The sequence below is a fragment of the Maricaulis sp. genome (assembly GCF_048270265.1).
In the GTDB taxonomy this organism is placed as follows: Bacteria; Pseudomonadota; Alphaproteobacteria; order Caulobacterales; family Maricaulaceae; genus Maricaulis.
In genome coordinates, this window is record NZ_JBLWTD010000028.1 from 1 (window position 1) to 23,701 (window position 23,701).

Below are 23,701 nucleotides of genomic sequence, written 5' to 3' on the forward strand. Positions count from 1 at the left end.
CTTGTTTTCGATCAGCGATAGCCGCCGACGCCGCCATCGAGCATCAGGGTCATCGAGCTCAGGCGCATGCTTTCGCTTTCGCGCTCATAGCGGACCTGTTCGGTGTAGTGCTCCTCGCGGCGCATGAAGACCAGCTTGGCGCCGGGGCCATACATGCGAAGCAGGGAGCGCTCATTACAATTGCGGCGCGGCTCCTGGGTGGCGCAGACGAGCGTGCCGCCCGGCGAATGACGCAGGGCCTCGCCCTTGCGGCACATGATGGTCGGCGCATCGGTCCAGTTATCCTGTCCGTCCTGACGCCAGCCGATCGTCACCTGCATCGCGGTTCCCGCAACGCAGCGATAGATCTCGCCGTCATAGGTCGGGGCGACGCGGTCACCATTGTCAACGCGCGAGGCGGGATGCGGCGTGCCGGTATCATCGACACAGACCGCGCGCACCAGGCGCCATTCCTCGACCCAGCGCGAGCGTTGCTCCTCGCGGAATTCGTATTCGGCTTCACGCTCGAGACCGGCGACATTCAGGCCGGTGATCGCGGTGGCCGCTGGTGCCGAGGCAAAGGGTGAGTAGCTGCCGCCACCGATATAGGTGACCGAGCCGGCGCCCGCCCGCGAACCCGCTCCGGCACCCGCCGTGGCATTGGATGTGGCACTCGAGGAGGCATCAACATTCGTCGTCACATTCGTATTGACGTTGACCCGCGTCGAGACATTGACGCCGACATTGATATTGCCGCCATGGATATTGATGTTGGGCACATTGACCGTATGTCCGCCGCCATGATCGCAACACGAGGTCGGTGGCGGTGGCGGGGTGCAACAATCCTGTGCCACCGCACTGACCGAGGCGGCCGGGGCGATACACAAAACGAAGGCAAAACTCGCCAGAATGGTAAAACCGTGCCGGGCTGATACGCGCATGGCCATGCTCCTTCTATCCTGGGACCGGTCTTGCAAACCCCGGGCCGTTTTCCCCGCAGAGGCGATTCCCGCGATTGGCGAGCGCGATCGGGGTGTTTCGCCAGCCACTTGCATGGCCCCGATCTTGAAACCTCTCCGCCAAGCCGGCACGGCAATCGAGCCGCCGGACGATATGACCGCAGTGTCAGGAGAGTGGAATGCGCCACGCGCAATCGAAAGCCCTGCATGCCTATTGGCAGGCCCGCCGTTTCGGCGGCGCGGCGCCATACCGGGCTGATATCGAGCCACAGGATATCTCCGCCCTGCTCGGTCATGTCTTCATTCTGGGACGGATCGATCCGCAACATCACGTCTTCCGGCTGGCCGGAACCAGCCTGTGCGAGCTGTATCAGCGTGAATTCCGGGACCAGAATTTCCTGAGCCTGTGGCGCGGCCATGATGCCACCCATATCCAGGCGGTCCTGGAAGCCTCGCTGGGCGGTGTGTCGCCGGCCTCGGTGATTGCGCGGGCGACCACCATGGACATGCACCAGATCCAGGTCGAGATCTGCTTCCTGCCGCTGCGCGGGCCGGAAGGCCTGGTCGACCGGACGCTAGGCCTGTTCCAGCCGCTCGAGCCCGCCGATTCGCTGAACGGCCGTCCGATTCTGCGCACCAGCCTGCGCGAAGTGCGGCCGCCGGCCAATCCAGGCTTCCTGTTCCCGCCTCAGCCCGGCCGTGATTCGCGCCTTTCGGTCATGATCGCGAACGACCAGTAGTTGAAAACTATTCTTAACCGCTTGGCCCTATCCTCCCCGCTTGCAGGAGGTGGACGCCATGCAGCAGGAAACAGGCCGGTTGGACCGCCGCAAGATCAAGATTGCCGCGCGCGGCGCCCAGGAAAGGCGCCGCCATACGCGCGTTCCCTTGCAGCTGCACGGCCGTTTCTGGTCGGAAGCGCTGGGTGAGCACGCCTGCCGGCTGCTGGATATCTCGCCGGGCGGTGCCCGGGTGATGTCACGCACCGTGCCGGCCGCGAATGCCCGCATCGTGCTGATGATTTCCAGCATTGGCCGGATCGAGGGCACGATTGTCCGCACCGAGGGCGAGGAATTCTCCGTCCGCTTCAATGCCACCTCACGCAAACGCGACAAGCTCGCCGACACCATCACCTGGCGTTTCAACAAGGACCGGCTCGGTCTGGAAGAAGATCGCGCCGCGGCGCGCAAGCCTGGCCGTGGCCGGGCGCGCATCCTGCTCAATGACGGTGTGGTGATCCAGGCGAACGTAATCGATGTCTCGGTCTCCGGGGCCGCCTTCGAGTGTCTGGAAAGGCCGCGGCTGGGCGAATTGCTACGTGTGGGTGAAATGACAGGATGTGTGGCTCGTATTCTGGACAATGGCTTCGCGGTCGTGTTCGATCCCCCTGACGCAGAAAAGAAGAGTAGCGAAGCCGCCTGATCACCCCCCGATCGTACTTGAGTCGCGTTTCCCCGGTAAAATCGCCGTGTCGGCCTGATTCTTGCCGTATCCGTGGAATAGAAAGTACCTGTGCAAGTGCGAGAGAGAACCGATATGCCTCGCGATGACGGAATCGCAATGTCCTGGTTTGTAAAAGTCGAAGGCCGTGTTTACGGCCCCTACACCCCGCCGCAGATGAAGGCTTTCGTCAGCGAGGGCCGGATTGCGGCCCATTCCCAGGTTTCCAATGCCCGCGATGAAGGCTGGTGTGCTGCCTCCGAAGTGGAGGAATTCACCGGCTGGCTGGCGGAGAATGCCGGCGGCCCTGCCCCGGAAAAGCGTGTCACAGCTGGCGTTCGCCCTGCGAACTTCGTGATCGTGACGGAAATCCAGTCTGAAGCCGGTCCGGAATTCCGCAATGCGCTGACCGCCTATGGCGAGCTGGAGCAGATCACGCCGGGCACCTGGCTGCTGCGCGGGCCGACAACGGCCGCCGTGCTGCGCAATGAGCTCAGCCATATTCTCGATCGCGATGATCGCCTGCTGATTATCGACGCCACCCATGATCGTGCCGCCTGGTTCAATCTGGGACGCGATGCGGACGAGAATATCCGCAATCTCTGGGGCCGCGCCAATTAGGCACGGCCCGGGACGCTGATTGCCGACGCGCTAGTCGATTCGGCGCAGCTCGGCTTTGTGCCGTTTCCAGTTCTCGACATAATGATCAGCGGAGGCCTTGAGAATCGCCTCCATATCCGCGTCGAGCGTCTTCATGACCCGGCCAGGCGAGCCCACGACCAGCGAATTGTCTGGGATGACCTTGCCCTCGGTGATCAATGTGTGGGCGCCAATGATGCAGTTTTTCCCGATCACCGCCCCGTTGAGAATGGTCGAGCCGATCCCGATCAGCGAATAGTCGCCGATCGTGCATCCGTGCAACATCACGCGATGTCCGATCGTCACGCCCTTGCCGATTTTCAGCGGCGCACCGACATCCGTGTGCAGGACTGAAAGATCCTGGACGTTGGAATCCTCACCGATTTCAATTGGATCATTGTCCCCGCGGACCACGGCGCCATACCAGACACTGGCATTCTCGCGCAGGATCACCCGTCCCATCACGCTGGCGTCCGGGGCCACCCAGTACTGGCCATCGGCCGGAAGTTCCGGTTGAGAATCGCCCAACGCATAAATGGCCATGTCTGTCTCCCTGAAGAATTCCGTGAAATTTTGGTGACGCGAACGTTGAGATTTCATTCACCGCGCTACACTCACACTGTAGCTGCGATTCGGGGCGCTGCCTCGCAATCCTTTCGGTAACGCCGGACGAAAGGCCTGATCAGACGTCATGGACAGTCTGCACCCAAGCCCACCAGAAACTGGTGCCCCGCGGCCCTGCCTGCCGGAGTTTTCCGAATCATCCCCGTCGCAAGCTTCCTGTTGCCCCTCCGCCTTTGGCCGAGGGGTTTTTCATGTGTGGAGACCTGAGCCATGACCAAGCGTATCGCCAAACGTCGCAGCCGCACCGGTGAATTCAACTCAGCGCATTACCAGACAGAGGAGACCAAGGTTCGCGCCCTTTTCCCGGGCACCAACTGGACTCCGGAAGCGCGCGATCCCATGCGCGACCAGAGATACGTCAAGAACGTCAAACCTCGCTCGGAAGGCCAGGCCGTCCTGATGCGCGCCGTCGATGAGCACAATCTCGTGCTGGCACTGGGCCCGGCCGGCACCGGCAAGACCTATCTCGCCGTCGCCAAGGCCGTCGAGGCGCTCGAAGCCGGGCAGGTCAGCCGCATCGTGCTGTCACGGCCTGCTGTCGAGGCCGGCGAATCAATCGGTTTCCTGCCCGGCGCCATGGAAGAGAAGCTCGCCCCCTATCTGCGCCCGCTCTACGACGCCCTCGCCGACCGGCTCTCGCCAAAACGCCTGCAGGCGATGATGGCCGAGGGCCTGATCGAGATTGCCCCGATCGGCTATATGCGCGGCCGCACGCTCAATAATGCCTTCGTTGTCGTCGACGAGGCGCAGAACTGCACCTATGTGCAGCTCAAAATGCTGCTCACCCGGCTCGGCTGGAACGCGACCATGGTCGTCACCGGCGATCCGGCCCAGTCAGACCTCCTGCCCGGCATGTCGGGACTGGGAATCATCGCCGACAAGCTGGAGCCGCTGGAGGACATCGCCGTCTGCCGCCTGGCCGCGGAGGATATCGTGCGCCACCCGCTGGTGGCGACGATGCTGACGGTGCTTTAGGGCCGTTTCGAACAGAGAATCAGGACGGCGCGGCTCGAAAAGGGCCGCGCCGTTTTGATTCAGGGGGTTGTTCCCGCAGCGGGTTCGGCAGGATTTCCCGTCGCTTGTGCACCACCCGCCACTGTGGGCGTTGTAGCCGGCGGCACCGGTGTAACCGGTGGCTCAGTTGTTTCGTCCGACGTTTCCCGCGCCGCCTGGTCAACCAGGGAGGAGCGGAAGTCGGCCCCGAACTCGATCCCGCACTGGCGGTGATAATTTCCGAGCTCTGCCGCGAGAACGGCCAGTTGGGCCGTCCCGCCCGCGGCCTCGTCCATTCGGGCCAGCAAAGCGATTCGCGATTGTTCCCGCGAGGTCAGGGCGGCCCGGCGCAATTCGCGGATATCCTCCCCGTCAAACACCGTCTGTTCCAGCGCAGAGCGAGAGCCCGTGAGGAAGGAGGCCACACCGCCGAGCACGCGGCCGCTGCGATCCGGCGTTGCCAGAGGCACGGCTCCCGACGCGGCCAGCGCGCCCAGTTGCAGCGCGGATACGGATTGATTGCGGACAACGATCACGCGTTCAAAATAATGGTCGCAGATCAGGTCTGACTTCGAAATCAAGATGCCGGCGATTGCGCCATCTGTTCGATTGCGAAGTTCTTCCGGGTCCGCACTGCGAGACCGGGCCGAAATAAGTTCGTACCAGGGAATGGTCTCCTGGCCCGCGGCCGGTACCAGACCGGTATAATGCCGGTATTCGGCTGGACTGAAGGTGATCGCAGGGAGCGCAGACGGCGCAAGTTCGCCATTCCGCTGGGTCATGCAGCCTGTCAGCGACACCGTGAGCAGGATCAACAGGGATACGCGCATTGCTACCTCCGCAAGCCGGGGTTATCACGCACTTTCAATGCACGCAGCAGTAGCACGCTTTCGGCGCGGGAGCGAATCACCTGAAATATTGGCTGTCGCCCGGATCGTCGGCGGACGGGGCTCCGCCTGATCGCCTCAGTGAATCGTCGGCGGAATCACGCGGTATTTCACCAGCATGCGCAAAGTCAGGCTGTTTTCCCCGCCCGGCTGCAAGCCGAGGCGTTCCATTCCGCGTTCGGCGCGCGCGCGCACGCGCCGGGCGCGCAGATACTGGACGGCAACGAAGCCGGCGATGGCGACATAAGCCGCATACTCCATGATGCCATACCAGTTGGGCATGAAGATCCAGACGAGGAAGGCGGCGATGGCGGCAAAGATGATATCCAGCGGCCAGCCTTCCGACGCCGTGAAATAGGCCAGGACCGGGAAGATCGAGCGGTCGATATCGCCCTCCGGATCGATTTTCGCCAACAGGGTCTCAAATTCCGCCGCCTGGGTTGTGTAGGAGCGATTGAGTTCGGTGTCCGGCGTGTATTCCGGCGCGTGCGGCGGCAGATCGCGATTCATCAGGGCGCAGGCACGCATCAGCCATTCAGCATCCTGCAAACGTCCATGACCGACATAGCCCGCCATTACCGGTCTCCAAGCCGGGTGGCGAGCCAGGCGGCGGCCTGGGCCGGTGTTTCATGCTCGAGATCAACCCGGCGATTCGCTTCGCGCATCGCATCGCCATCGATTGCGTCGAGCAAGGGGGCCAGCGCTTCGGCGAGGCCCGGCAGAGCTGCGGCGCGTGGCGAAAGCAGGATCACGGCATCATAGGGCGGCAGGATCTGGGCCGGATCGTCGAGCACTTGCAGATCGAAGGCGGCAATGCGGCCATCGGTGGTGTAGGCGCTGATCAGATCGACCTGGCCATCGCGCACAGCGCCATACATGAAGGTCGAATCCATCGCCCGCGTGCGCATGGCGCCCAGGCCATAGGCATCGCGGGTGCCGATCCATTCCGAACGGACAAACACTTCCGGATCCCCGCCGACAGTCAGCTCACCGGCGATCGGGGCCAGATCCGCCAAGCTGTCGATGCCGAGTTCATTGGCGCGCGTGCGCGTCATGGCAAAACCGTAGGCGTTTTCGAAGCCAAGCCGTCCCAGGGTGAGAACGCCGTCGCGCCGGTGCAGCCAGGCCGTCATTTCAGCCAGCATCAGATGACGCTCCGCCGCCTGCGTCCGGCCCATCACCGTCGCCCAGATGGTGCCGGTATAATCGATATAAACATCGATCTCGCCCGAGCGCAGCGCGTCATAGGCGATGGTCGAACCGAGATTGTCGCGGCGCTCGACTGTCGCGCCGGCCTCCTCGAGCACGCCCTGCATCAGTTCGGCGAGAATATATTGTTCGGTGAAGGCCTTGGCGCCGATGCTGATGGTCTGTCCGGCCAGGCTCGCCGGAGCCGCAGCGCTCTGGCTGCCCGCGCTTGCGGCGGGCGCGGAGGCCGGGATCAGTGAAGGCAGGACGGAGAGGCCGACCACCAGGGCCAGGGCAATCCCGACACCGCTGGCCAGACCGCGCCGGCGGTCACGCGCCGCGATTTCGAGCAGGCGGATCATCTGGTCAAACAGGATCGCCAGACCGGCGGCAAAGACGCAGCCGAACAGGACCGAGAGCCAGTTGCGCGTCTGCAGGCCGGCAAAGATGTAATTGCCCAGGCTCGATGCCCCGACCGGGGTTGCCAGCGTTGCTGCCCCGACCACCCAGACGACCGAGGTGCGCAGGCCAGCCACGATCACCGGCAGGGACAGCGGCAGCTCGACCTGCCAGAGCCGCTGGCGCTCCGTCATGCCCAGCCCCCGCGCCGCTTCGCGCACACCGGGCTCGACGCCCTGCAGGCCGACAATCGTATTGCGCAGGATGGGCAGGATTGAATACAGCATCAGCGCCAGGAAGGCCGGCCAGTAACCGATCATCCCGCCCAGCAGCGGCACCATCAGCGCCAGCAAAGCCAAGCCGGGAATCGTCTGGATGACGCCGGCGACATTGAGCACACTGCCGGCCAGGCGCGGGCGCTGCGCCGCATAGATGCCCAGCGGCACGCTGATCGCCATGCCGACGAAAATCGCCGCGAGCGAAAGCAGAACATGGCCGGCCAGAAGATGCGGCAGCTCGGCCCAGCGTTCGGCGAAATTCCCGGTCATGCCTCCAGCTCCGCGATCCGGCGCATCTGGCGGCGCGGTGTCTCCAGCAGGTCAGCGACATAATCATCGGCCGGTGAATGGAGCAATTGCGCCGGCGTGCCCTGCTGCACGATCAGCCCGGCGCGCATCACCGCGACCGTATCGGCCATGATCAGGGCCTCGGCCATGTCATGGGTGACCATCAGGGCGGAAAATCCGAGCCGGGCCTGCAGCGCCATGAAGTCCTGCTGCAGCCCGTCGCGCGTGATCGGATCGAGCGCGCCGAAGGGTTCGTCCATCAGCAGGAGATCCGGCTTGCCGGCCAGGGCGCGGGCAAAGCCGACACGCTGGCGCTGGCCGCCGGACAGGGCATCGGGATAGCGATCCGCGAATTCATGCGTGTCGAGGCGGACCAGGTCGAGCATTTCGCGTACGCGCGCATCGATCACCGCCGCGTCCCAGCCAAGCAGGCGCGGCACGATGGCGACATTTTCGGCGACCGTATAATGGGGAAACAGGCCATCGCCCTGCATCACCCAGCCCATCGAGCGGCGCAACTGCACCGCATCGAGCGTGGCGATATCCGCGCCCTCATACAGAATCGAACCGCCCGAAGTCTCCTCCAGGCGGTTGATCAGTTTGAGCATGGTGGTCTTGCCGCAGCCCGATGTGCCCGCGAGGGCCAGCAATTGGCCGCGCTGCAGGGTGAGATCAACGCCGGCAACCGCCTGAACATCGCCGGGATAGGTCTTGGTGACCTGCCGGGCTTCAAGAACGGTCGTCGACGGGTCGATCAAAGGTCTTCCAGATCGATGTCCAGGATGGTGATCTCGAAGGAATAGGAGGTTTCACCCTCGTCGATGACCTTGGCCACGACACCGAGACACTCATCGCCGATATGGATCTCGGCGCATTCGTCCGGACGGTTGCGGCATTGCACAGCCATGTCCGGGTGCAGCTTGTTGCGCAGGAAGCGTTGCAGTTTCGCGGCTTCGACTGCGGTCATGTTCTTGTTCACGGTATCTCTCCGGTCGGGGGATTCGAATTGGCGACAAATAAGCCCATGCAAGGGGGGCGCGTCCAGTGCGATGCCTGCGTTGATCCGCGCCCGCGCCTCGCCGAACGCAGACGGACGGCCCTATTTTCCGTCGGGGATGCTCTGGTCCATGCTGCGCGCCGGTTGCGGACAGCAATCGCCCACCACCCGGGCCGGCACGCCCGCCACCGTGCAGCCGGCCGGAACCGATTTGAGCACCACTGATCCGGCGGCGATGCGGGCATGGTCACCGATCTCGATATTGCCGAGCACCTTGGCGCCGGCACCGATCAGCACACCGCGGCCAACCTTGGGATGGCGGTCTTCATGTGCGGCGCCGGTCCCGCCCAGCGTGACCTCGTGCAGCAGCGAGCAATCATCGCCGACCACGGCGGTCTCGCCGATCACGACCGAGGTGGCATGGTCCATCATGACGCCCTGGCCGATGGTCGCCGCCGGGTGGATATCGACGCCGAAACGCTCGGACACCCGGCTCTGCAGGTGGAAGGCGAGATTCTGGCGGCCTTCATTCCACAGCCAGTGGGCGACGCGGTGCAGCTGCAGCGCCTGATAGCCTTTGAAATAGAGGAAGGGTTGCAACACGCTCTTGCAGGCCGGATCGCGCTCCTCGACGGCCACCATGTCGGCGATGGCCTGGTCCACAATACCCGGATCGCCCTTCAGGGCTGCCTCGGCGACATCGCGCGCCAGCATGGCGTCGAGCTGGGCATCAGCCAGCTTGCTCGCCAGGCAATAGGCCAGCGCATGGGAAAACTCGTCATGGCGCAGCACGGCGGCATTGAGAAAACTGGCGAGGATCGGCTCCTCGGCCGCAGCCGCAGCCGCTTCGACGCGCAAGCGCGCCCAGACGGCCTGGGTTCCGGTCCGCGCCGCGATGGGGGCATTGGCCTGGCTCAGTGACATGGGTCTCTCCTGCCTTCAACGGCGTAGCATGACATCAGCAAGCCCTGCCGCCAACAGGCCTTGCCCGGCCATATAGTAAGCGCGCAACAACATCGCCACCGTTAATGCGTCCGTGATCTTGCCTGACATCGCCTCATCAAGCGCATCAAGAAAGTGTGGGGTGCGCGTGAGCAGGACTTCCGTCCCTTCCGGTTCAGGCTCGCCGGGGTGCAGGCCGGTGGCCAGATAACCGACAGCGCGCTCGTCGGTGATGGAATTGGACAGGTCGAGTTGCAGGATTTCCAGCCAGTTGTCGGCGGTCATCCCGGTCTCTTCCTTCAGCTCGCGCCGGGCGCTGTCGATGGGCTCCTCGCCGAACGGGCCGCCGCCCTCGGGGATTTCCCAGCTGTAGCGGTCGAGCGGGAAGCGATGCTGGCCGACCAGTGTGATCGTGCCGTCGGCATGCACCGGCAAGATGGCCAGCGCCAGATTGCGCGGCGACATGACGCCATAGACGCCCGGCTTGCCGTCCGGCTGGGTGACATCAAACTCGCGCACCTGCATCCAGGGGCTTTCAAACACGGTCCGCTCGCCATGAACGGTCCAGGGACCTCGTGTCTTTGTCATGCCTCGCGCCTCCATCAGGGGCGCTGCTCTAGGCCAGTTCGCCCCCCGGCATCAAGCCGTCGCGCGTCTCAGCTTGTAGCTGCGGATCTTCTCGCGGATGCGGCGCTTGCGGTCCTCGAACCGAGCCAGCAGGGCAAAGGCCGCAGGCGCGAACACGAGCGCGAGGATCGCCGAGCCGGCGACACCGCCGACCATCGCTGCGGCAAAGGGCAGCCAGAAGGCATCGCCCGACAGCAGCAGCGGCACGAAACCGCCGATCGTGGTCAGGGTGGTCGAGATGATGTGCCGCGTGGCATCCACCACCGTGTCCTGCACCGCACCCGGCTGCATCGCAACGGCGGCCGGATTGGTGCGCAAGGCCGAGAGCACGACGATCGCGCCATTGATCGACAGGCCCATCAGCCCCATCGAGCCGACGATGGCGTTGAAACCCAATGGCGTACCGAACAGCCAGACCCCGAACATGGCCAGCCCGACCGACAGCACCGCGACAACCAGGATGATGGCCGCATAGCGGAAACTGTTGAAGGCGAGCACGACGGAACCGATCATCAGCACCAGCAGCGGCACAGCCGTGCTGAGCAGGTCGGCCATGGCATTGCCGCGCTCGGCCGCCTCGCCGGCGATCTGCAGCTCATAGCCCGGTGGCAGGATGATATTGGCCGCGTCCAGCGCCGTGAAGAAATGCTCCAGCGCCGGCGCCGGCAGGGTGTAGGGCTCGAGATAGCCATAGATCGTATTCACCCGGCGGCCATCCTCATGCGGGATGACCGAGACCTGTGGCGCCAGGGTCATCTCGCCCAGCGCCGAGACAGGCGCGGCGAAGATGTCGCCGCCATGGGAGGTCAGGGGAGCGCCGGAGACAGAGGCGAGGTTGGATCGCCTGTCGTCCCGGGTGATGACGCGAACGGGGAGTTCCTCGACACCTTCCAGGACACTGCCACCGACGACCCCGTCCAGATCGCCGCGCAAGCGGTCGGCGAGTTCGGAAAGGCGCATGCCGGAGAGTTCGGCCGAGGCTTCATCGGCCATGATGCGGGCGACGGGCTCGCCCATTTCAAGCAGGGCGAGCGTGTGGGTAACGGTTGGTGTTGTCGCCAGCACGCTGCGGATTTCATTGCCCAGCCGGTTGAGCTCGGTCAGCTCCGGTCCGACCAGCACCAGTTCGATCGGTGCCGGGATGGGCGGGCCCTGCTCGAAGGGCAGGCTGAGGAAACGCGCCTGCGGAAAGGCATTGAGCATTTCACGCTGCAGCGCCGGCAGGATGCGATGCGTGGCCGCGGCCGAGCTGGTGTGCACGAAGCCCGACGCGTAATTGGGCATGCCCGAACGGCTGCCGACGACATTGTAATAGGTGCGCGGCCCGCTCTGTCCGATTACCCAGGAGACGTGCTCGACGCCCTCATAGCTTTCGATGATGGCGCGCGCACGCTCGGTCTGGCGTTCGGTCTCGGCGATCGAGGCCGAAGACGGCAATTCCAGTTCGATCTGGAACATGTCGCGGTCGGTCGGCGGGAAGAATTGCACGGGCAGGGTCGAGGCCGCAGCAAAGCCGGCAATCGGCAGCAGCAGGCTGGCACCGATCCCGACCCAGGGCCGCGCCGTGATCGTGTCGAGCATGTTGCGATAATAGGGTGCCAGCGGACCGGCGCCCATGCCGTGGCGCCAGAAACGCCTGGGCTCCTCGCCGGCACCGGCATCGTCAAACCAGGCCGCGAAGGCGCCGACCACGGTCATCGCCAGGATGAAGGAGGAACCGACGGCGAAGATAACGGAAATCCCGATCATCGAGATGAACTCGCCCGCAGCGCCCGGCATCAGTGCAATCGGGGCGAAGGCGAAAATCGTGGTCATGGTTGACGCCAGCAGCGGCGCGAACAGGTGTTTCAGCGATGCGTCGAGCGCATCAATCGGCGAGCGTCCGCGGGCCCGGAACAGCCGGTATTCATCGACCACCACAATGGCATTATCGATCAGCAGGCCGAGCGCGACGACCAGGCCGGTGACCGACATCTGGTGCAGCGGCTCGCCGTAGATCCGGGTCAGGAGCAGCGCGGCCAGCACCGTCAGCGGCAGGGCCGAGCCGACGATCAGCGCCGCGCGCCAGCCCATCATGAGGAACAGCACCGCAAACACGATCAGGGCCGAAAAGCCCAGGTTTTGCGCCAGCCCATTGAGCCGCGAGGCGACATAATCGCCCTGCCGGAACAAGGTGTCGACGCGCACCCCGGGCACAGAGGCGGCGAATTCGGCGACCAGTGCGTCGGCATCGAGCGACCAGAGATCGGCGCGCAATTCCGGCTGCAGATAGGCGGCGACGAAGACCGAGCGGCGGCCATCAGTCGTGGCGATCGCCTCGACGGGGCTGCGGGCGCCCTTCTCGACATCGGCAACATCGCCGACGCGGATGAAGGAGCCGTCCGGCCCCTGGCCAAGCGCGATGGCGCGGATACGGTCAACACTGTTGAATTCACCGGCGATCTCGACATTGAGGTCGACCGTGTCGGAACGCAATTCACCGGCCGGCGCCTTGGCGTCGGCACTGGCGGTCAGCCGGGCGACATCGGCGACGCTCAGCCCCAGCGCGGCCAGGGTATCGGGATCGGCGATGATGCGGATCTCTTCCTCGACCTCGCCGAAAATGGCGGTCTCTTCCGTGCCGGCCATATTGCGCAGCCGGTTCTCGAGATCGGTTGCCAGGCGCGAGAGGATCGGCAGATTCTCCGTGCCCTCATCGCCCCAGGACAGGGCGACAATCATGGTCGCGGCGCCCAGATATTGCCGCCGCACATCGGGGGCTGTGGCCCCGGCGGGCAGCGAGGTACGCACGCTCTCCACCTGTTCGCGAATCTGGGTCCAGGCCTGGTCGACCTGGGTGGCACTGAGATCCTCGCGGATGCGCAGATGGATGATGGAAATGCCCGAGCGCGAAGTCGAGCTGGTCTCGTTGATTTCGGCCAGCTCGTGAATGGCGTCCTCGAGCGGCGCCGTGATCAGGGCCTCGACCCGTTCCGCCGAAGCGCCGGGAAAGGCGGTGACGACAACGCCGAAGCGCTCGACCAGGGAGGGATCTTCCTGACGGCCCAGCGACATGAAGGCGCCCATGCCGGCAGCAACCAGCAGGATAACCGCCAGGATCGTCAGCCGGGAATAGCGGAAGAAGACCGTACTCATTGCGCGCGGGCCTCGATCAGCTCGCCTTCGACGGCGGGCATGACGCTCTGGCCCGGTGTGATGCGCTGGATGCCGGAGGCCAGCACCAGTTCGCCATCTGCGACGGTGCCGCGCACGAAGACCCGGTCGGCCTCGATGCGGACTGTTTCGACGACGCGGGGCTCGAGCCGGTAACCGGCCTCGTCCTCGTTGAGGACATAGACGGTCCACAATCCGCGCCGCCCCTCGGCGAGGGCAGAGGTGGGAACCCAGAAGCCTTCCGCCTCGATCGGCGTCGCCATGGCCAGGCGCACGACCTGACCCGCCGAAGCCGGCCCGGTTTCAATATCGAACAGGGCCGTCACGGTGCGGGTCTGTCGATCAACCACGCCGGTGGCGGCGCGGAAACGGGCCGTCATCGGCTCGCCATCGGCGATAAAGCGATACTCCCGCCCGGTCTCCAGGCGGGCCGCGAGCAAGGGCGGCAGGCCGACACGGATTTCCAGCGAGTCGCTCTCGACCAGTTCCAGCAAGGCCTGTCCGGGCGCGGCAATGGCGCCCTCGTCGGCGAGCCGCGCCGTGACGACGCCGTCGAAAGGTGCTGTCATGATCGACAGATCGAGCTGGATGCGCAGCGCATTGGCCGCCGCCGCAGCCGCGGCCTGGCGTGCGCGGGCAGCGCGGGTGGTGGTGCGCACTTCGTCAAGGCGTTGCTGCGAGATATGGCCGCGTTCGAGCAATTGCTCCTGGCGGGCCTCGGTCTCGGCGGCAAGCGCGGTCTGGGCTGCAGCCTCGGAGGTCTGGGCGTCGGCCGCAGCGACCTGGGCCTGCACCGCACGGGTGTCGAGCACGGCAATGACCTGCCCTGCCTCAACCCGGTCACCGACATCGACATGGATGGCATCGATGCGGCCGCCGCGCTCGAAACCGAGCGCGCTCTGGCGGCGGGCCAGGATCAGGCCGGGGAAGAATTCCTCGATGCGGGCATCGCTGTCATAATCGGCGGCGACCACCGAGACGGGCAAAGGCGCGGGCGGATTGACGCTCAAGGTCGCTTCCGCGCGCAGGGTCGAAACCCCGAAGACCAATACTGCAACGCAGATCGCGGCCAGTGCCACCCCCGCCTTTGCACTCAGTCGCCGACTTGTTCCGGACATGTGTCCACCCTCGCTGTAAAGTTACAGCTCCATATAGGGTGCTCGATGGCGTTTGAAAAGTGAACAGTGTTCACTAATTTATGCATAGCTGCTATTCGCTATGTCCGCAGCCCGCGCAGGATCATGTCGGTATGGAAATCGATCACCGCATCGGCGGTGACATGTTCCGAGCCCGGCATGCCGGCCGGGAAGCCTTCCATGGACACCATCAGCGTGGTCAGACCATGCAGGCTGGCCCAGACGCTCTTGGAGGCCAGCTTGGGATCGATTGGACGGAACACGCCCTGGGCCATTCCCGCCTCGATCATGTCCACAAGGGCATGCTCGGCCTGGAATGCGATGTCCTGCTCGTCATGGGCGTGCGGCTCGATCTTTTTGCCGGAATAGAAGGCCATCATGTAGTGATTGGGCTCTTCAATGCCGGTCTCGATATAGGCGCGCATGCAGCGGGCACACAGGCTGGGCGTATCGCCGCCCTCTTCCCGCGCGCCATTGATGCGTTCCATCAGGCGCTCGAAGAAGGTTTCCCGAATCGCCTCGAACAGATCGTCCTTGGAGGAGAAGTATTTGTAGATCGCCGCCGGGCTGTAATCGATCGACTCGGCGAGCCGGCGCATGGAAATGCCTTCTTCGCCCTCGGCGGAGAAAATAACCTCGGCGGCGTCTATGATCGCATCGCGTACCTTGCGGCGGCGGCGGTCGGCCGGCGTGTCATCCTCAATGGCAATTTCCACAGTCATCCGTACACTTTCCCTCCCGCATCAACGGGGCGTCGTTACACTATTGCCCTACCGATATAACGATCCCCGACCCCAAACGTCAAAGCGACATTCTCTCACCCCCCGACGAGGCCCCCGATGAACGACAAGATCTCCGTTGATTTTCCCGCAACGGGAGAGCGCCTGGCACCGCACCACGCCAGCGCCGAGACACTGGCCCTGCTGACCCGCCGCCGCTCGACCACCGCCGTCGGCCTCTCGGCTCCCGGACCGGATGCACACCAGGTCGAGCATCTGCTGGGGATCGCAGCGCGCGTCCCCGATCATGGCAAGCTGGCCCCCTGGCGCTTCATCCTGTTCGAAGGCCATGCGCGCGGCAGTTTCGGCACCATCATGGGCAAGGTCTGGGCGGTCAAGAACCCGGGCGCCACGGCCGACCAGATCGCCTTCGAGCAGCAAAGGCTCGAGCGCGCGCCGCTGGTGATCGCGGTAATCTCAACCGTGATCGAAAGCCACAGGATACCGGTCTGGGAACAGGAACTATCCGCCGGAGCCGTGTGCCAGAACCTTCTGGTCGCCGCCTCGGCAATGGGATTTGGCGCGCAATGGCTGACGGAATGGTATGCCTATGACCCGGACATCAAGGACGCACTCGGCCTGCGGTCCGGCGAGCGTATTGCCGGCTATATCTATATCGGTTCGGCCACCGAGGAAGTGGTGGAGCGCCCGCGGCCGCGCGCGCATGTCGGCCGCTGGAAGGCCTGAGGCAGCGCAAGGTTAATGGACGTCTAAAGCCGTCCAGATTTCATAATACTGTCAATCCGGCATCCGCCCCGCCATGGTCCCGACTGAAATCTCGGGGATTGTGCCGGGGAAGGGGTTTGGCTGCGTCAGCAGCAACCCGGTCCCGCCCTGCCCGACCCATTGATGGCCCGGCAGGGCGAACCGGAAAGACGTGTGACATGAAATCCCTGAAACTTGCGGCAGCGGTCCTCGGCCTGTTTGTGACCACGGCGCCCGCCGCGATCTCACAGGCCTGGGAATTCTCGATGGCGCCCGGCCCGCGCTGGGACAGCCCGACAACGAGCAATTATTTCAAGCTTCGTGGCCGCGCCTACTTCGATCTCGCGGATGTCGACTGGTCGAGTCCTCTGAGCACAGCGCCGGCCGACGGCGAGGAATGGCGGACCGTCTGGGCCGGCATCGAGGGTCAGATCGGCCAGCTCAAACTGGTCGCCGAATATGACTGGCAGCCCGACAATCCGGCGCCGGTCGACGTGCACCTGACCTACCGCCTGCCCGTGGGCAGCGTCCGGGTCGGCAATTTCAAGACCATGAACTCGATGGACGAGCAGACCTCCTCGCTCAACATCACCTTCATGGAACGCGGCCTGCTGACGGATTATTTCGGGATCGATCGCCGTCTGGGCGCCGGATATTTCTGGTCCAATGACAGTTTCTCGGTCTCCGGCGGTGTCTATGGCGGCAAGATGGCCGATAATTTCGAACTCGCCGAAGCCGATGATTCCAGCGGCCTGGCCGGCCGTGTCACCTGGCATACCGAACGTGCCGACGGCTCGACGGTGCACCTGGGCGCCTCCTATCGCGGCCTCGACTATGATGGCGGCGTGCGTCTGCGCAACCGGCCCGGGGCGCACCTGTCCAACAATTTCGCCGCCGCCGATTACCGGACCGGCAGCGTGCTCGGCGCAGCCGACAGTTCAGACCTGTTCGCCCTGGAAGCCGCGCTCATCCGTGGTTCCTTCTGGGCTCATGGCGAATTTGCGCGCATGACGCTCGACGGCCCGGCCGGAGACCCCGCCTTCGATAGTGGTTTTGTTTCAGCCGGTTATATTTTGACGGGCGAAACCCGTGGCTATCGCGGTTCCAGTGGTGTGTTCGGCGGCATTTCCCCCGACGCCGCCCTGTCCACCGGTGGCCTTGGCGCCTGGGAGATCGCGGCGCGTGCCGACTATGCCGATCTCGGCGATGCCGGTCTGGGCACGGTGGAAACGATGACACTGGGCGTGAACTGGTATGTCGAACGCTATGCCCGGGTGATGTTCAACTATGTCTCCGGCGAGCATGACGCCCCCACCTACACCGAGACCAGCGACGTGGTTCAACTACGGCTCCAGGTCGGCTTCTAGACAGCTCACACCCCGCCCGATCGGCACCCCCCTGCCGATCCGGCCCAGGCGCTGTTCCTCCCTCCCCCCGAAGGAACAGCGCCTTTTTTATGCGCGGAGCCGCTGCACCCATCCGGTGCAGCGGCTCCATTTCGTTGAGGACCGTATTGTCGAACCGCAAATCCGGTTCCGGCTTCCGGCGAGAAGGCCCTAGCCGCGGCCGCGATAGCTGGCGACACCCTGCTCGGGGATCCAGACACCGGCCGGCGGCTCGCCCGTGGCGAAGAATACGTCGATCGGAATGCCGCCGCGCGGATACCAGTAGCCGCCAATGCGCAGCCAGACCGGGTCGAGCTCCTTGACCAGGCGCTGGCCGATCTGCGTCGTGCACGCCTCGTGGAAGGCGCCGTGATTGCGGAAGGATCCAAGATAGAGCTTGAGCGACTTGGATTCGACGATCCAGTCGCGCGGCACGTAATCGATCACCAGATGCGCGAAATCCGGCGCGCCGGTCACCGGGCAGAGCGAGGTGAATTCCGGCACGGCGAAGCGGATCATGTAGGGCGCATCGCACGGATTGGCGACGCGCTCGAGCGCGGCAATGTCGGGATTGTCGGGCAGCGGCGTTGTGGCGCCAAGCTGGCCGAGGTCTTGATATCGGTTATCGGTCATGACGCGCCATTAACCCCGGCGGGCGCGCGATGCAATCGCCAAACGCCCTGGCGGCCGGTTTCGCCGGAGCCGCGCGCGAAGGCGCAGCACCCGGTCTAGTCGGCGATCCGCAATTCCTCGGGGACCGGCATGGTCGTGCGCGAGAAGACACGGCGAATGGTGAAGGAGGAGACCAGGCGCGCCACGCCGGGCAGGCCGGACAGCACTTCGCGATGCACGCGCTCATAATCATTGGCGTCACGCACCAGCACGCGGATCAGATAGTCCGCATCGCCGCTCATCAGATAGCATTCCATCACTTCCGGCACGCCCTCGACGGCGGCCTCGAAACCGGACAGGGTCTCGCGCTTCTGGTTGTCGAGCGTCACCTGGACATAGACATTCATGCCCCGCCCGAGGGCCTTTTCCGACAGGATGGCGACATAGCGGTCGATCACGCCGTTGCTCTCGAGCGTCTTGACCCGGCGATGACAGGCCGAGGCCGACAGTCCGGCGCGTTCGGCCAGCTCGGAATTGGTCAGGCGACCCTGTTCCTGCAATTCGGTCAGGATGGCGACGTCAACATTATCAAGGCGCAACGGACATTCTCCCCCAATCCGTGACTGGCTGCGCAAAATATTCTGGATTTGCGCCCAATCAAACGATATATGACGCGCCTTATGGCGTGAGACGCAATATAACTCAAGCGAAATGCCGTAAACCTTGAATATTCTTCTATTTCTGGATCGCAGGCACGCCCTGAACGCCGGATTCGCCACATCGATCACACAGAAGCGGGAAATATCATGCGTATCGGGGTCCCTACAGAAATCAAAGTTCGCGAATATCGCGTCGGCCTGACACCGGCCAGCGTCGGCGAACTCGTGCTCGCCGGCCATGAAGTCGCGGTCGAAAGCGGCGCAGGCGAAGGCATTGGCTGCAGCGATGAAGACTATGTCTCGGCCGGTGCCGTCATCGTGCAGACCGCCCAGGATGTGTTCGATTTCGGCGAGCTGATCGTCAAGGTGAAGGAACCCCAGCCGTCGGAAACGGCGATGCTGAAGCCGCACCACACGCTCTACACCTATCTCCACCTGGCACCCGATCCGGTCCAGGCCCAGGCCCTTCGCGATTCCGGCTGTACTGCGATCGCCTACGAAACCGTCACGGACAATGAAGGGCGTCTGCCGCTCCTCACCCCGATGAGCCAGGTTGCCGGCCGCATGTCGGTCTCCGTCGCCGCCCATTGCCTGCAAAAATCCCAGGGCGGACGCGGCCTGATGCTCGGCGGCGTGCCGGGCGTGCTGCCGGCCAAGGTCGTCATCATCGGCGGCGGTGTCGCCGGAAGCCATGCCGCGGAAATGGCGATTGGCGCCCGCGCCGACGTCACCGTGTTTGACCGCTCGGCCAAACGCCTGTCCGAACTCGACGCACAATTCGCCGGGGCCGTGAAGACTGCCTACTCCACCCAGGTCGCCCTCGACCAGGCGGTGCTGCAGGCCGATGTCGTGATTGGCGCCGTTCTGATCCCGGGCGCCGCAGCGCCCAAACTGGTCACGCGCGACATGCTCAAGGAGATGAAGGACGGCGCCGTGCTCGTCGATATCGCCATCGACCAGGGCGGCTGTTTCGAGACCTCGAAAGCCACCACGCACAATGACCCGACCTTTATCATTGACGGCGTGGTCCATTATTGCGTCGCCAACATGCCGGGCGCCTATTCGCGCACCTCGGCCTTCGCACTCAACAACGCCACCCTGCCCTTCGCCCTGGCAATCGCCAACAAGGGCACGCGCGCCGCGCTCAATGCCGACCCGCACCTGGCGCGCGGCCTGAATGTCGCCGGCGGCGAGATCTGCTGCGAACCGGTCGCCCGCGATCTCAATATGCCTTACGTCAAACCGGAATGGCTGACGTCGATTTAAGGGTGCAAGCCGCCTGAGAATCTGCAAACTACAAGGGGTCGGCGCCAGCTGGCCCCTTTTTGCTGTCCGCCGGAGTTTGAATTTGACCTTGCGCTACGACCTCGTCGTATTCGATTTCGACGGCACGCTGGCCGACAGCCTGACCTGGTTTCGCACCGCGCTGTCCGATGTGGTCGAGAAGCACGGACTCACCCCGATCTGCGAGGAACGCGCCGAGGCCCTGCGCGGCATGGCGCCCAAGGCGATCATGGACGAGCTGGGCATCCCGACCTGGAAACTCCCCTTCATCGCCGCCGATGTCCGCGACCGCGCCGCGAAAAATGTCGACCAGATCACCCTGTTCGACGGGATTGCCCCCATGATGCGCGACCTGGCGGACGCTGGCATTTCGATCGCCGTCGTCAGCTCCAATGGCGAGACCGCCATCCGCGCCGTGCTCGGGAACGAGCTCGGCGCGCTGGTGGACCAATACGCTTGCGGGGCGGCCCTGTTCGGCAAGGCCGCGGTCTTCCGCAAGGTCGTCAAGAAAGCCGGCAGCACGCCGGCGCGCACCCTGTGTATCGGCGATGAGGTCCGCGACATCGAAGCGGCACGTGAAGCCGGCTGTGCCTGCGGTGCCGTCAGCTGGGGCTTCGCCACACCTGAAATCCTGCAGGCCCAAGCGCCCGACAGGCTGTATGGCGAGGTCCGCGAGATCGCGCTTGATGCCCTGGCCTCTGACGCGGCCGCGCCGGGCCGGCAAGCCGGTCATTCCGTCTAGCGTCGGCTTTCGCCCCGCCATCTGAAGCAACCCCATGCCGGCCCCCTCAGGGCTATGGCAAACGCGCAAACCAGACATCATTGGCGAGCGCCCCGGATATGCGGCAGCCGATAACCGTGCCATCCGGTCCGCGGACAAACTCCACCCTGCGGACACTTGAGGAGTCGCCGGCGAAAATATCGCTCTGATAGGGCGCCAGATCGATGACCGGCAGCCGCAAATGCGTGGCACGGAGGACGCCGTCTTCGAGGCTCACCTCATACTCGGCAACAAGCTCTTCGCTGTAATAGCGGCCGGTATAGGCGGACAGGTCCGGCCCCTCGGGATCAAACGGAGCCAGCTCGATGCGCGGCGCGGGAATGCTTCCATTGAGGCCGATCACATAGTTGAAGGCCGTAGCCGCGCCGTCGGGGTCCATCACAAATTCGACGGCAATATTCAGGCCCGGATTAAGGCTGAACACATGCTCGCCAATCTGCGGCATGGGCGAGCCCTGCGTGCTGCCGCGCGGCGCGAAGAAAAGGTCATCGCCGTCAGTCGAGATCGTGAAGATGAGGCCGGGGAAGATTGCGTACTCACCCGAATAGGCCGCCAGCTGCCCGGGCGTCGCAGGCTCCCAGACCGGCAGGGGCTCGGCCGCATAGCCGGGCGCATCCGCCAGAAAGACATCGAACATGGCAAAGGCGATCTCGGCGGCATCGATATCCGACCGGTTGGCCAGCACCGAGACCGCGAAATGCGCTTCCGGCACGCGCAGCAGGAAGGCGCGGAAACCGGCATCCCGTCCGCCATGCGACCAGGTGTCGAGGCCGTGGAATGTCCGTCTTTCCTGCCCCTTGGCGAAGGTTGAGGCCTGGCCGTCCCCGGCGATGGCGCGCTCGGCCATCATTGCAAAGACGGCGTCGGAACCAATGGTCCGGGTCTCGAAATTTTCGGCCCAGAGCAGCAGGTCCGCCGTACTGGTCTGCAGCCCGGTCGATCCGACCAGCGTGTAGTTGAAGGGCTGGGCGGCGAAGCCGTCACCATCGGGCGCATAGGAATAGGCGCGCCCGGGCAAGGGCTGTGACGGGTCGGTGTAGAAAAGGGTCGCACCCATCCCCAGCGGATCGAAGATCTGCGTCCGGGTGAAGTCCTCGAAAGAGAGGCCGGAGACCCGCTCGACGATACGCGCCAGCATGCCATAGCCCGTATTGGAGTATTCCATATGGGCCCCGGCCGGGAAATTGGCGCCCCGTTGACGGGTCAGCAGACGCCATTGCTGGGCCTGGGTGGTGATGTCATCCCCGCGCCAGCCGGCCATGCCAAACAGGGTCGATTGCTCGCGATAGCCGCCCATATGATCAAGCAGGTGCCGGATCGTCACGGTTTCGGGCCGGGCATGCAATTCGGGCAGATAGGTGCGGATATCATCGTCCAGAGACAGCGAGCCTTCGTCGGCCAGCAGCATGATCGAGAAGGCGGTGAATTGTTTCGACACCGAGGCGGCATGAATCGGCGTGTCCGGCCCGATCGGCACGGCATATTCCAGATTGGCGAGGCCGGCTCCGGCACTGAACACGGTCTCGCCATCGCGCAGGACCGAGACGGTCAGCCCGGGCCCCGACCCGTCCTGCCAGCGCTCCAGCAGGGCCTCGGCCGCCTCGAGAGGTGACGCCTCAACCGGGTCCGGGGGCTGTGCGGGCGCCATTCTCCCGGCCAGTGCGGCCGCGAGGGCAAACATGATGATGATCAGGCGGCGGAAATGGAAAGTCACGATCGTCTCCTTCAAAACGCAATGGGGCGACCTTGAAGACCGGGATCGATCCCATCGACCGACTTCATGAAGTCGGTCGCATTTCTCGTCTGGAAGCCGCAGCCGGGCCGGATCAGGCGGCCGGTTCGGACCTGTCCGCATGAAGCTTGCGGAACTGTGTCGGGCTCATCTGTTCGCAGCGCCGGAAGGCGGCATTGAAGGAGGATTTGGAATTGAAGCCGGCGTCATAGAGAATTTCGAGAATGGTCATGCGGGGATTGTCCAGCAAGCGCTGCTTCGCCCACTCGATCCGGTGGCGATTGATGAAGTCGAAGAAGTGCACGCCCATCGCCTGATTGATCAGGATGGAGAGATCACGCGGCACCATGCCCAGCTGCCGTGCCAGGGCGGCGAGCGTCAGCTCGGCATCGAGATAGGGGGTCTCACTGTCCATCCAGGCGAGCAGACGCCGGGCCTCGCCTGAATCGGCGCCCACGCCAGCGTCGCGCGATGGCGGTGCCGGCGCGACAGCGAGGCCGGGATCGACGGTGCGGAAGAGCTCCGGATGCCGCAGCGCATTGAAGGTGATCCAGCTGAGAATGAAGAGCGCGATGACAGCCCCGACAGCTTCCAGCACCTGCGCCGCGCCCCCGGCGCCGCCGAACGCCGCCACGGTCCGCACCACGACCAGCGTATGGACAAACACGGAGGTCGCAATCAGCTGCACCAGCCAGCGCAGGACAACCGGGCCATCACCGGCATATTGCTGCAGATAGGCGCGCTTGAAGCGCAGCAGCGCCAGGATAACCCAGCCGATATAGAGATAATACTGCACGTGCAGGCCGGTGATCACGGCGATCAATTCGGTATCGCCAAGATAGGCGGCGCCCCCGTCAAATCCTCCCAGCTGATTGCCCGGCAGGCTCAGATAGAGGGCGGCGAGCAAGGGCAGACCGTGCAGGAGATCACGGCGGCGCAGGGCGAAGTCCTGGAAACAGGTCGCCAGCACGAAGGCGGCGAAGGCCGGCATTTGCAGATAGGCGAGTACCACCCGAAACGCCGCCAGCCAGGAGTCAGCCGGCGATGCGCCGACAAAGAGCCAGCCGCTCACATCAATGGCGGTCAGGATGAGAAAGGCGGCAAAGAAGAGATTGGCCGCACGGCGATCCGAAGGCGTGGCGATCAGGAAGCAGCCGAGTATCCCGCAGACAAAGCCGATCAGGATGGAGATGACCGCCAGAAGGCCGGGCAGTGACTCCAGGCTCATCTCGGCA

Annotated in this window: 24 protein-coding genes; 8 read left to right on the forward strand and 16 right to left on the reverse strand. The window is 64.3% G+C overall.

The genetic code is table 11. The annotated features are described in order from the left end of the window. Positions 1-11: 11 nt before the first annotated feature. Positions 12-920: a hypothetical protein gene (locus ACN0YF_RS12870; RefSeq protein WP_417494693.1), complete on the reverse strand. Its 909-nt coding sequence runs from the start codon at positions 918-920 to the stop codon at positions 12-14. A gap of 197 nt (positions 921-1,117) precedes the next feature. Between ACN0YF_RS12870 and ACN0YF_RS12875 the strand changes: the two genes are divergently transcribed. The 3 genes from ACN0YF_RS12875 (at position 1,118) to ACN0YF_RS12885 (ending at position 2,999) form a co-directional block, all read left to right on the forward strand. Next, positions 1,118-1,678 carry a PAS domain-containing protein gene (locus ACN0YF_RS12875; protein WP_417480898.1) on the forward strand — a complete coding sequence of 187 codons (561 nt, stop codon included), beginning with the start codon at positions 1,118-1,120 and terminating at the stop codon, positions 1,676-1,678. Positions 1,679-1,736: 58 nt separating this feature from the next. Continuing rightward, positions 1,737-2,360, forward strand: coding sequence for a PilZ domain-containing protein (locus ACN0YF_RS12880; protein WP_417480897.1), 624 nt, complete (start codon positions 1,737-1,739; stop codon positions 2,358-2,360). A 138-nt stretch (positions 2,361-2,498) separates the two neighbouring features. Beyond that, entirely contained in the window at positions 2,499-2,999 is a 501-nt protein-coding gene (locus ACN0YF_RS12885) for a DUF4339 domain-containing protein (RefSeq protein WP_233342433.1), read from the forward strand. 30 nt (positions 3,000-3,029) lie between these two features. Here the strand turns inward: ACN0YF_RS12885 and ACN0YF_RS12890 are convergent, their stop codons facing one another. Next, complete coding sequence (locus tag ACN0YF_RS12890) at positions 3,030-3,560, reverse strand: gamma carbonic anhydrase family protein (RefSeq protein WP_417480896.1); 531 nt, start codon at positions 3,558-3,560, stop codon at positions 3,030-3,032. A 291-nt stretch (positions 3,561-3,851) separates the two neighbouring features. On the opposite strand from ACN0YF_RS12890, the gene ACN0YF_RS12895 reads away from it, so the two are divergent. Beyond that, positions 3,852-4,616, forward strand: coding sequence for a PhoH family protein (locus ACN0YF_RS12895; RefSeq protein WP_417480895.1), 765 nt, complete (start codon positions 3,852-3,854; stop codon positions 4,614-4,616). Positions 4,617-4,675: 59 nt separating this feature from the next. Here the strand turns inward: ACN0YF_RS12895 and ACN0YF_RS12900 are convergent, their stop codons facing one another. The 10 genes from ACN0YF_RS12900 to ACN0YF_RS12945 form a co-directional block, all read right to left on the reverse strand. Further along, a complete protein-coding gene (locus ACN0YF_RS12900) occupies positions 4,676-5,464 on the reverse strand; it encodes a hypothetical protein (protein ID WP_417494694.1) in 789 nt (262 codons plus the stop codon). A gap of 135 nt (positions 5,465-5,599) precedes the next feature. Then, the gene (locus tag ACN0YF_RS12905) at positions 5,600-6,097 is read right to left on the reverse strand and encodes a hypothetical protein (protein WP_417494695.1); all 498 of its coding nucleotides are present in this window, start codon (positions 6,095-6,097) and stop codon (positions 5,600-5,602) included. Then, positions 6,097-7,656 carry a glycine betaine ABC transporter substrate-binding protein gene (locus ACN0YF_RS12910; protein WP_417494696.1) on the reverse strand — a complete coding sequence of 520 codons (1,560 nt, stop codon included), beginning with the start codon at positions 7,654-7,656 and terminating at the stop codon, positions 6,097-6,099. The genes ACN0YF_RS12905 and ACN0YF_RS12910 overlap by 1 nt, the downstream gene beginning before the upstream one ends. Then, positions 7,653-8,432 (reverse strand): ATP-binding cassette domain-containing protein, encoded by a 780-nt coding sequence (locus tag ACN0YF_RS12915; RefSeq protein ID WP_417494697.1) that lies wholly within the window; start codon positions 8,430-8,432, stop codon positions 7,653-7,655. Before ACN0YF_RS12915 ends, ACN0YF_RS12910 begins: the two co-directional genes overlap by 4 nt. Next, positions 8,429-8,653, reverse strand: a complete 225-nt coding sequence (locus ACN0YF_RS12920) for a DUF3126 family protein (RefSeq protein WP_417494698.1) — start codon at positions 8,651-8,653, stop codon at positions 8,429-8,431. Before ACN0YF_RS12920 ends, ACN0YF_RS12915 begins: the two co-directional genes overlap by 4 nt. A 120-nt stretch (positions 8,654-8,773) precedes the next feature. Then, entirely contained in the window at positions 8,774-9,595 is an 822-nt protein-coding gene (gene cysE / locus ACN0YF_RS12925) for a serine O-acetyltransferase (protein WP_417480889.1), read from the reverse strand. Between the two features lie 15 nt (positions 9,596-9,610). Continuing rightward, positions 9,611-10,201, reverse strand: coding sequence for an NUDIX domain-containing protein (locus tag ACN0YF_RS12930; RefSeq protein ID WP_417480888.1), 591 nt, complete (start codon positions 10,199-10,201; stop codon positions 9,611-9,613). 51 nt (positions 10,202-10,252) lie between these two features. Further along, entirely contained in the window at positions 10,253-13,375 is a 3,123-nt protein-coding gene (locus ACN0YF_RS12935) for an efflux RND transporter permease subunit (RefSeq protein ID WP_417494699.1), read from the reverse strand. Then, positions 13,372-14,511, reverse strand: coding sequence for an efflux RND transporter periplasmic adaptor subunit (locus ACN0YF_RS12940; protein WP_417494700.1), 1,140 nt, complete (start codon positions 14,509-14,511; stop codon positions 13,372-13,374). Before ACN0YF_RS12940 ends, ACN0YF_RS12935 begins: the two co-directional genes overlap by 4 nt. Positions 14,512-14,609: 98 nt before the next feature. Next, positions 14,610-15,251, reverse strand: coding sequence for a TetR/AcrR family transcriptional regulator (locus tag ACN0YF_RS12945; protein ID WP_417480885.1), 642 nt, complete (start codon positions 15,249-15,251; stop codon positions 14,610-14,612). Positions 15,252-15,368: 117 nt separating this feature from the next. On the opposite strand from ACN0YF_RS12945, the gene ACN0YF_RS12950 reads away from it, so the two are divergent. Together ACN0YF_RS12950 and ACN0YF_RS12955 are read left to right on the forward strand one after the other, a co-directional pair. Next, positions 15,369-15,995 carry a nitroreductase gene (locus ACN0YF_RS12950; protein WP_417480884.1) on the forward strand — a complete coding sequence of 209 codons (627 nt, stop codon included), beginning with the start codon at positions 15,369-15,371 and terminating at the stop codon, positions 15,993-15,995. Between the two features lie 197 nt (positions 15,996-16,192). Then, on the forward strand, positions 16,193-17,380 hold the full coding sequence (locus ACN0YF_RS12955) for an OprO/OprP family phosphate-selective porin (RefSeq protein WP_417494701.1): 1,188 nt from the start codon (positions 16,193-16,195) through the stop codon (positions 17,378-17,380). 189 nt (positions 17,381-17,569) lie between these two features. Here ACN0YF_RS12955 and queF read toward each other — a convergent pair whose 3' ends face one another. Together queF and ACN0YF_RS12965 are read right to left on the reverse strand one after the other, a co-directional pair. Beyond that, entirely contained in the window at positions 17,570-18,031 is a 462-nt protein-coding gene (gene queF, locus ACN0YF_RS12960; protein ID WP_417494702.1) for a preQ(1) synthase, read from the reverse strand. Between the two features lie 95 nt (positions 18,032-18,126). Beyond that, positions 18,127-18,609 (reverse strand): Lrp/AsnC family transcriptional regulator, encoded by a 483-nt coding sequence (locus tag ACN0YF_RS12965; RefSeq protein ID WP_417480881.1) that lies wholly within the window; start codon positions 18,607-18,609, stop codon positions 18,127-18,129. 207 nt (positions 18,610-18,816) lie between these two features. On the opposite strand from ACN0YF_RS12965, the gene ald reads away from it, so the two are divergent. Both ald and ACN0YF_RS12975 read left to right on the forward strand, forming a co-directional pair. After that, entirely contained in the window at positions 18,817-19,935 is a 1,119-nt protein-coding gene (ald, locus tag ACN0YF_RS12970; protein ID WP_417480880.1) for an alanine dehydrogenase, read from the forward strand. 88 nt (positions 19,936-20,023) lie between these two features. Next, positions 20,024-20,695 carry an HAD hydrolase-like protein gene (locus tag ACN0YF_RS12975; protein ID WP_417494703.1) on the forward strand — a complete coding sequence of 224 codons (672 nt, stop codon included), beginning with the start codon at positions 20,024-20,026 and terminating at the stop codon, positions 20,693-20,695. Between the two features lie 52 nt (positions 20,696-20,747). Here the strand turns inward: ACN0YF_RS12975 and ACN0YF_RS12980 are convergent, their stop codons facing one another. Continuing rightward, positions 20,748-22,448, reverse strand: a complete 1,701-nt coding sequence (locus tag ACN0YF_RS12980) for a serine hydrolase (protein WP_417494704.1) — start codon at positions 22,446-22,448, stop codon at positions 20,748-20,750. Between the two features lie 112 nt (positions 22,449-22,560). Further along, positions 22,561-23,694 (reverse strand): helix-turn-helix domain-containing protein, encoded by a 1,134-nt coding sequence (locus ACN0YF_RS12985; RefSeq protein ID WP_417494705.1) that lies wholly within the window; start codon positions 23,692-23,694, stop codon positions 22,561-22,563. Between the last annotated feature and the right edge of the window lie 7 nt (positions 23,695-23,701).

Excerpts from the sequence above, each read along its gene's own strand:
- ACN0YF_RS12870 (WP_417494693.1), bottom strand. The coding sequence starts at position 920 with ATGCGCGTATCAGCCCGGCACGGTTTTACCATTCTGGCGAGTTTTGCC.
- ACN0YF_RS12875 (WP_417480898.1), top strand. The coding sequence starts at position 1,118 with ATGCGCCACGCGCAATCGAAAGCCCTGCATGCCTATTGGCAGGCCCGC.
- ACN0YF_RS12880 (WP_417480897.1), top strand. The coding sequence starts at position 1,737 with ATGCAGCAGGAAACAGGCCGGTTGGACCGCCGCAAGATCAAGATTGCC.
- ACN0YF_RS12885 (WP_233342433.1), top strand. The coding sequence starts at position 2,499 with ATGTCCTGGTTTGTAAAAGTCGAAGGCCGTGTTTACGGCCCCTACACC.
- ACN0YF_RS12890 (WP_417480896.1), bottom strand. The coding sequence starts at position 3,560 with ATGGCCATTTATGCGTTGGGCGATTCTCAACCGGAACTTCCGGCCGAT.
- ACN0YF_RS12895 (WP_417480895.1), top strand. The coding sequence starts at position 3,852 with ATGACCAAGCGTATCGCCAAACGTCGCAGCCGCACCGGTGAATTCAAC.
- ACN0YF_RS12900 (WP_417494694.1), bottom strand. The coding sequence starts at position 5,464 with ATGCGCGTATCCCTGTTGATCCTGCTCACGGTGTCGCTGACAGGCTGC.
- ACN0YF_RS12905 (WP_417494695.1), bottom strand. The coding sequence starts at position 6,097 with ATGGCGGGCTATGTCGGTCATGGACGTTTGCAGGATGCTGAATGGCTG.
- ACN0YF_RS12910 (WP_417494696.1), bottom strand. The coding sequence starts at position 7,656 with ATGACCGGGAATTTCGCCGAACGCTGGGCCGAGCTGCCGCATCTTCTG.
- cysE (WP_417480889.1), bottom strand. The coding sequence starts at position 9,595 with ATGTCACTGAGCCAGGCCAATGCCCCCATCGCGGCGCGGACCGGAACC.
- ACN0YF_RS12930 (WP_417480888.1), bottom strand. The coding sequence starts at position 10,201 with ATGACAAAGACACGAGGTCCCTGGACCGTTCATGGCGAGCGGACCGTG.
- ACN0YF_RS12935 (WP_417494699.1), bottom strand. The coding sequence starts at position 13,375 with ATGAGTACGGTCTTCTTCCGCTATTCCCGGCTGACGATCCTGGCGGTT.
- ACN0YF_RS12940 (WP_417494700.1), bottom strand. The coding sequence starts at position 14,511 with ATGTCCGGAACAAGTCGGCGACTGAGTGCAAAGGCGGGGGTGGCACTG.
- ACN0YF_RS12945 (WP_417480885.1), bottom strand. The coding sequence starts at position 15,251 with ATGACTGTGGAAATTGCCATTGAGGATGACACGCCGGCCGACCGCCGC.
- ACN0YF_RS12950 (WP_417480884.1), top strand. The coding sequence starts at position 15,369 with ATGAACGACAAGATCTCCGTTGATTTTCCCGCAACGGGAGAGCGCCTG.
- ACN0YF_RS12955 (WP_417494701.1), top strand. The coding sequence starts at position 16,193 with ATGAAATCCCTGAAACTTGCGGCAGCGGTCCTCGGCCTGTTTGTGACC.
- queF (WP_417494702.1), bottom strand. The coding sequence starts at position 18,031 with ATGACCGATAACCGATATCAAGACCTCGGCCAGCTTGGCGCCACAACG.
- ald (WP_417480880.1), top strand. The coding sequence starts at position 18,817 with ATGCGTATCGGGGTCCCTACAGAAATCAAAGTTCGCGAATATCGCGTC.
- ACN0YF_RS12985 (WP_417494705.1), bottom strand. The coding sequence starts at position 23,694 with ATGAGCCTGGAGTCACTGCCCGGCCTTCTGGCGGTCATCTCCATCCTG.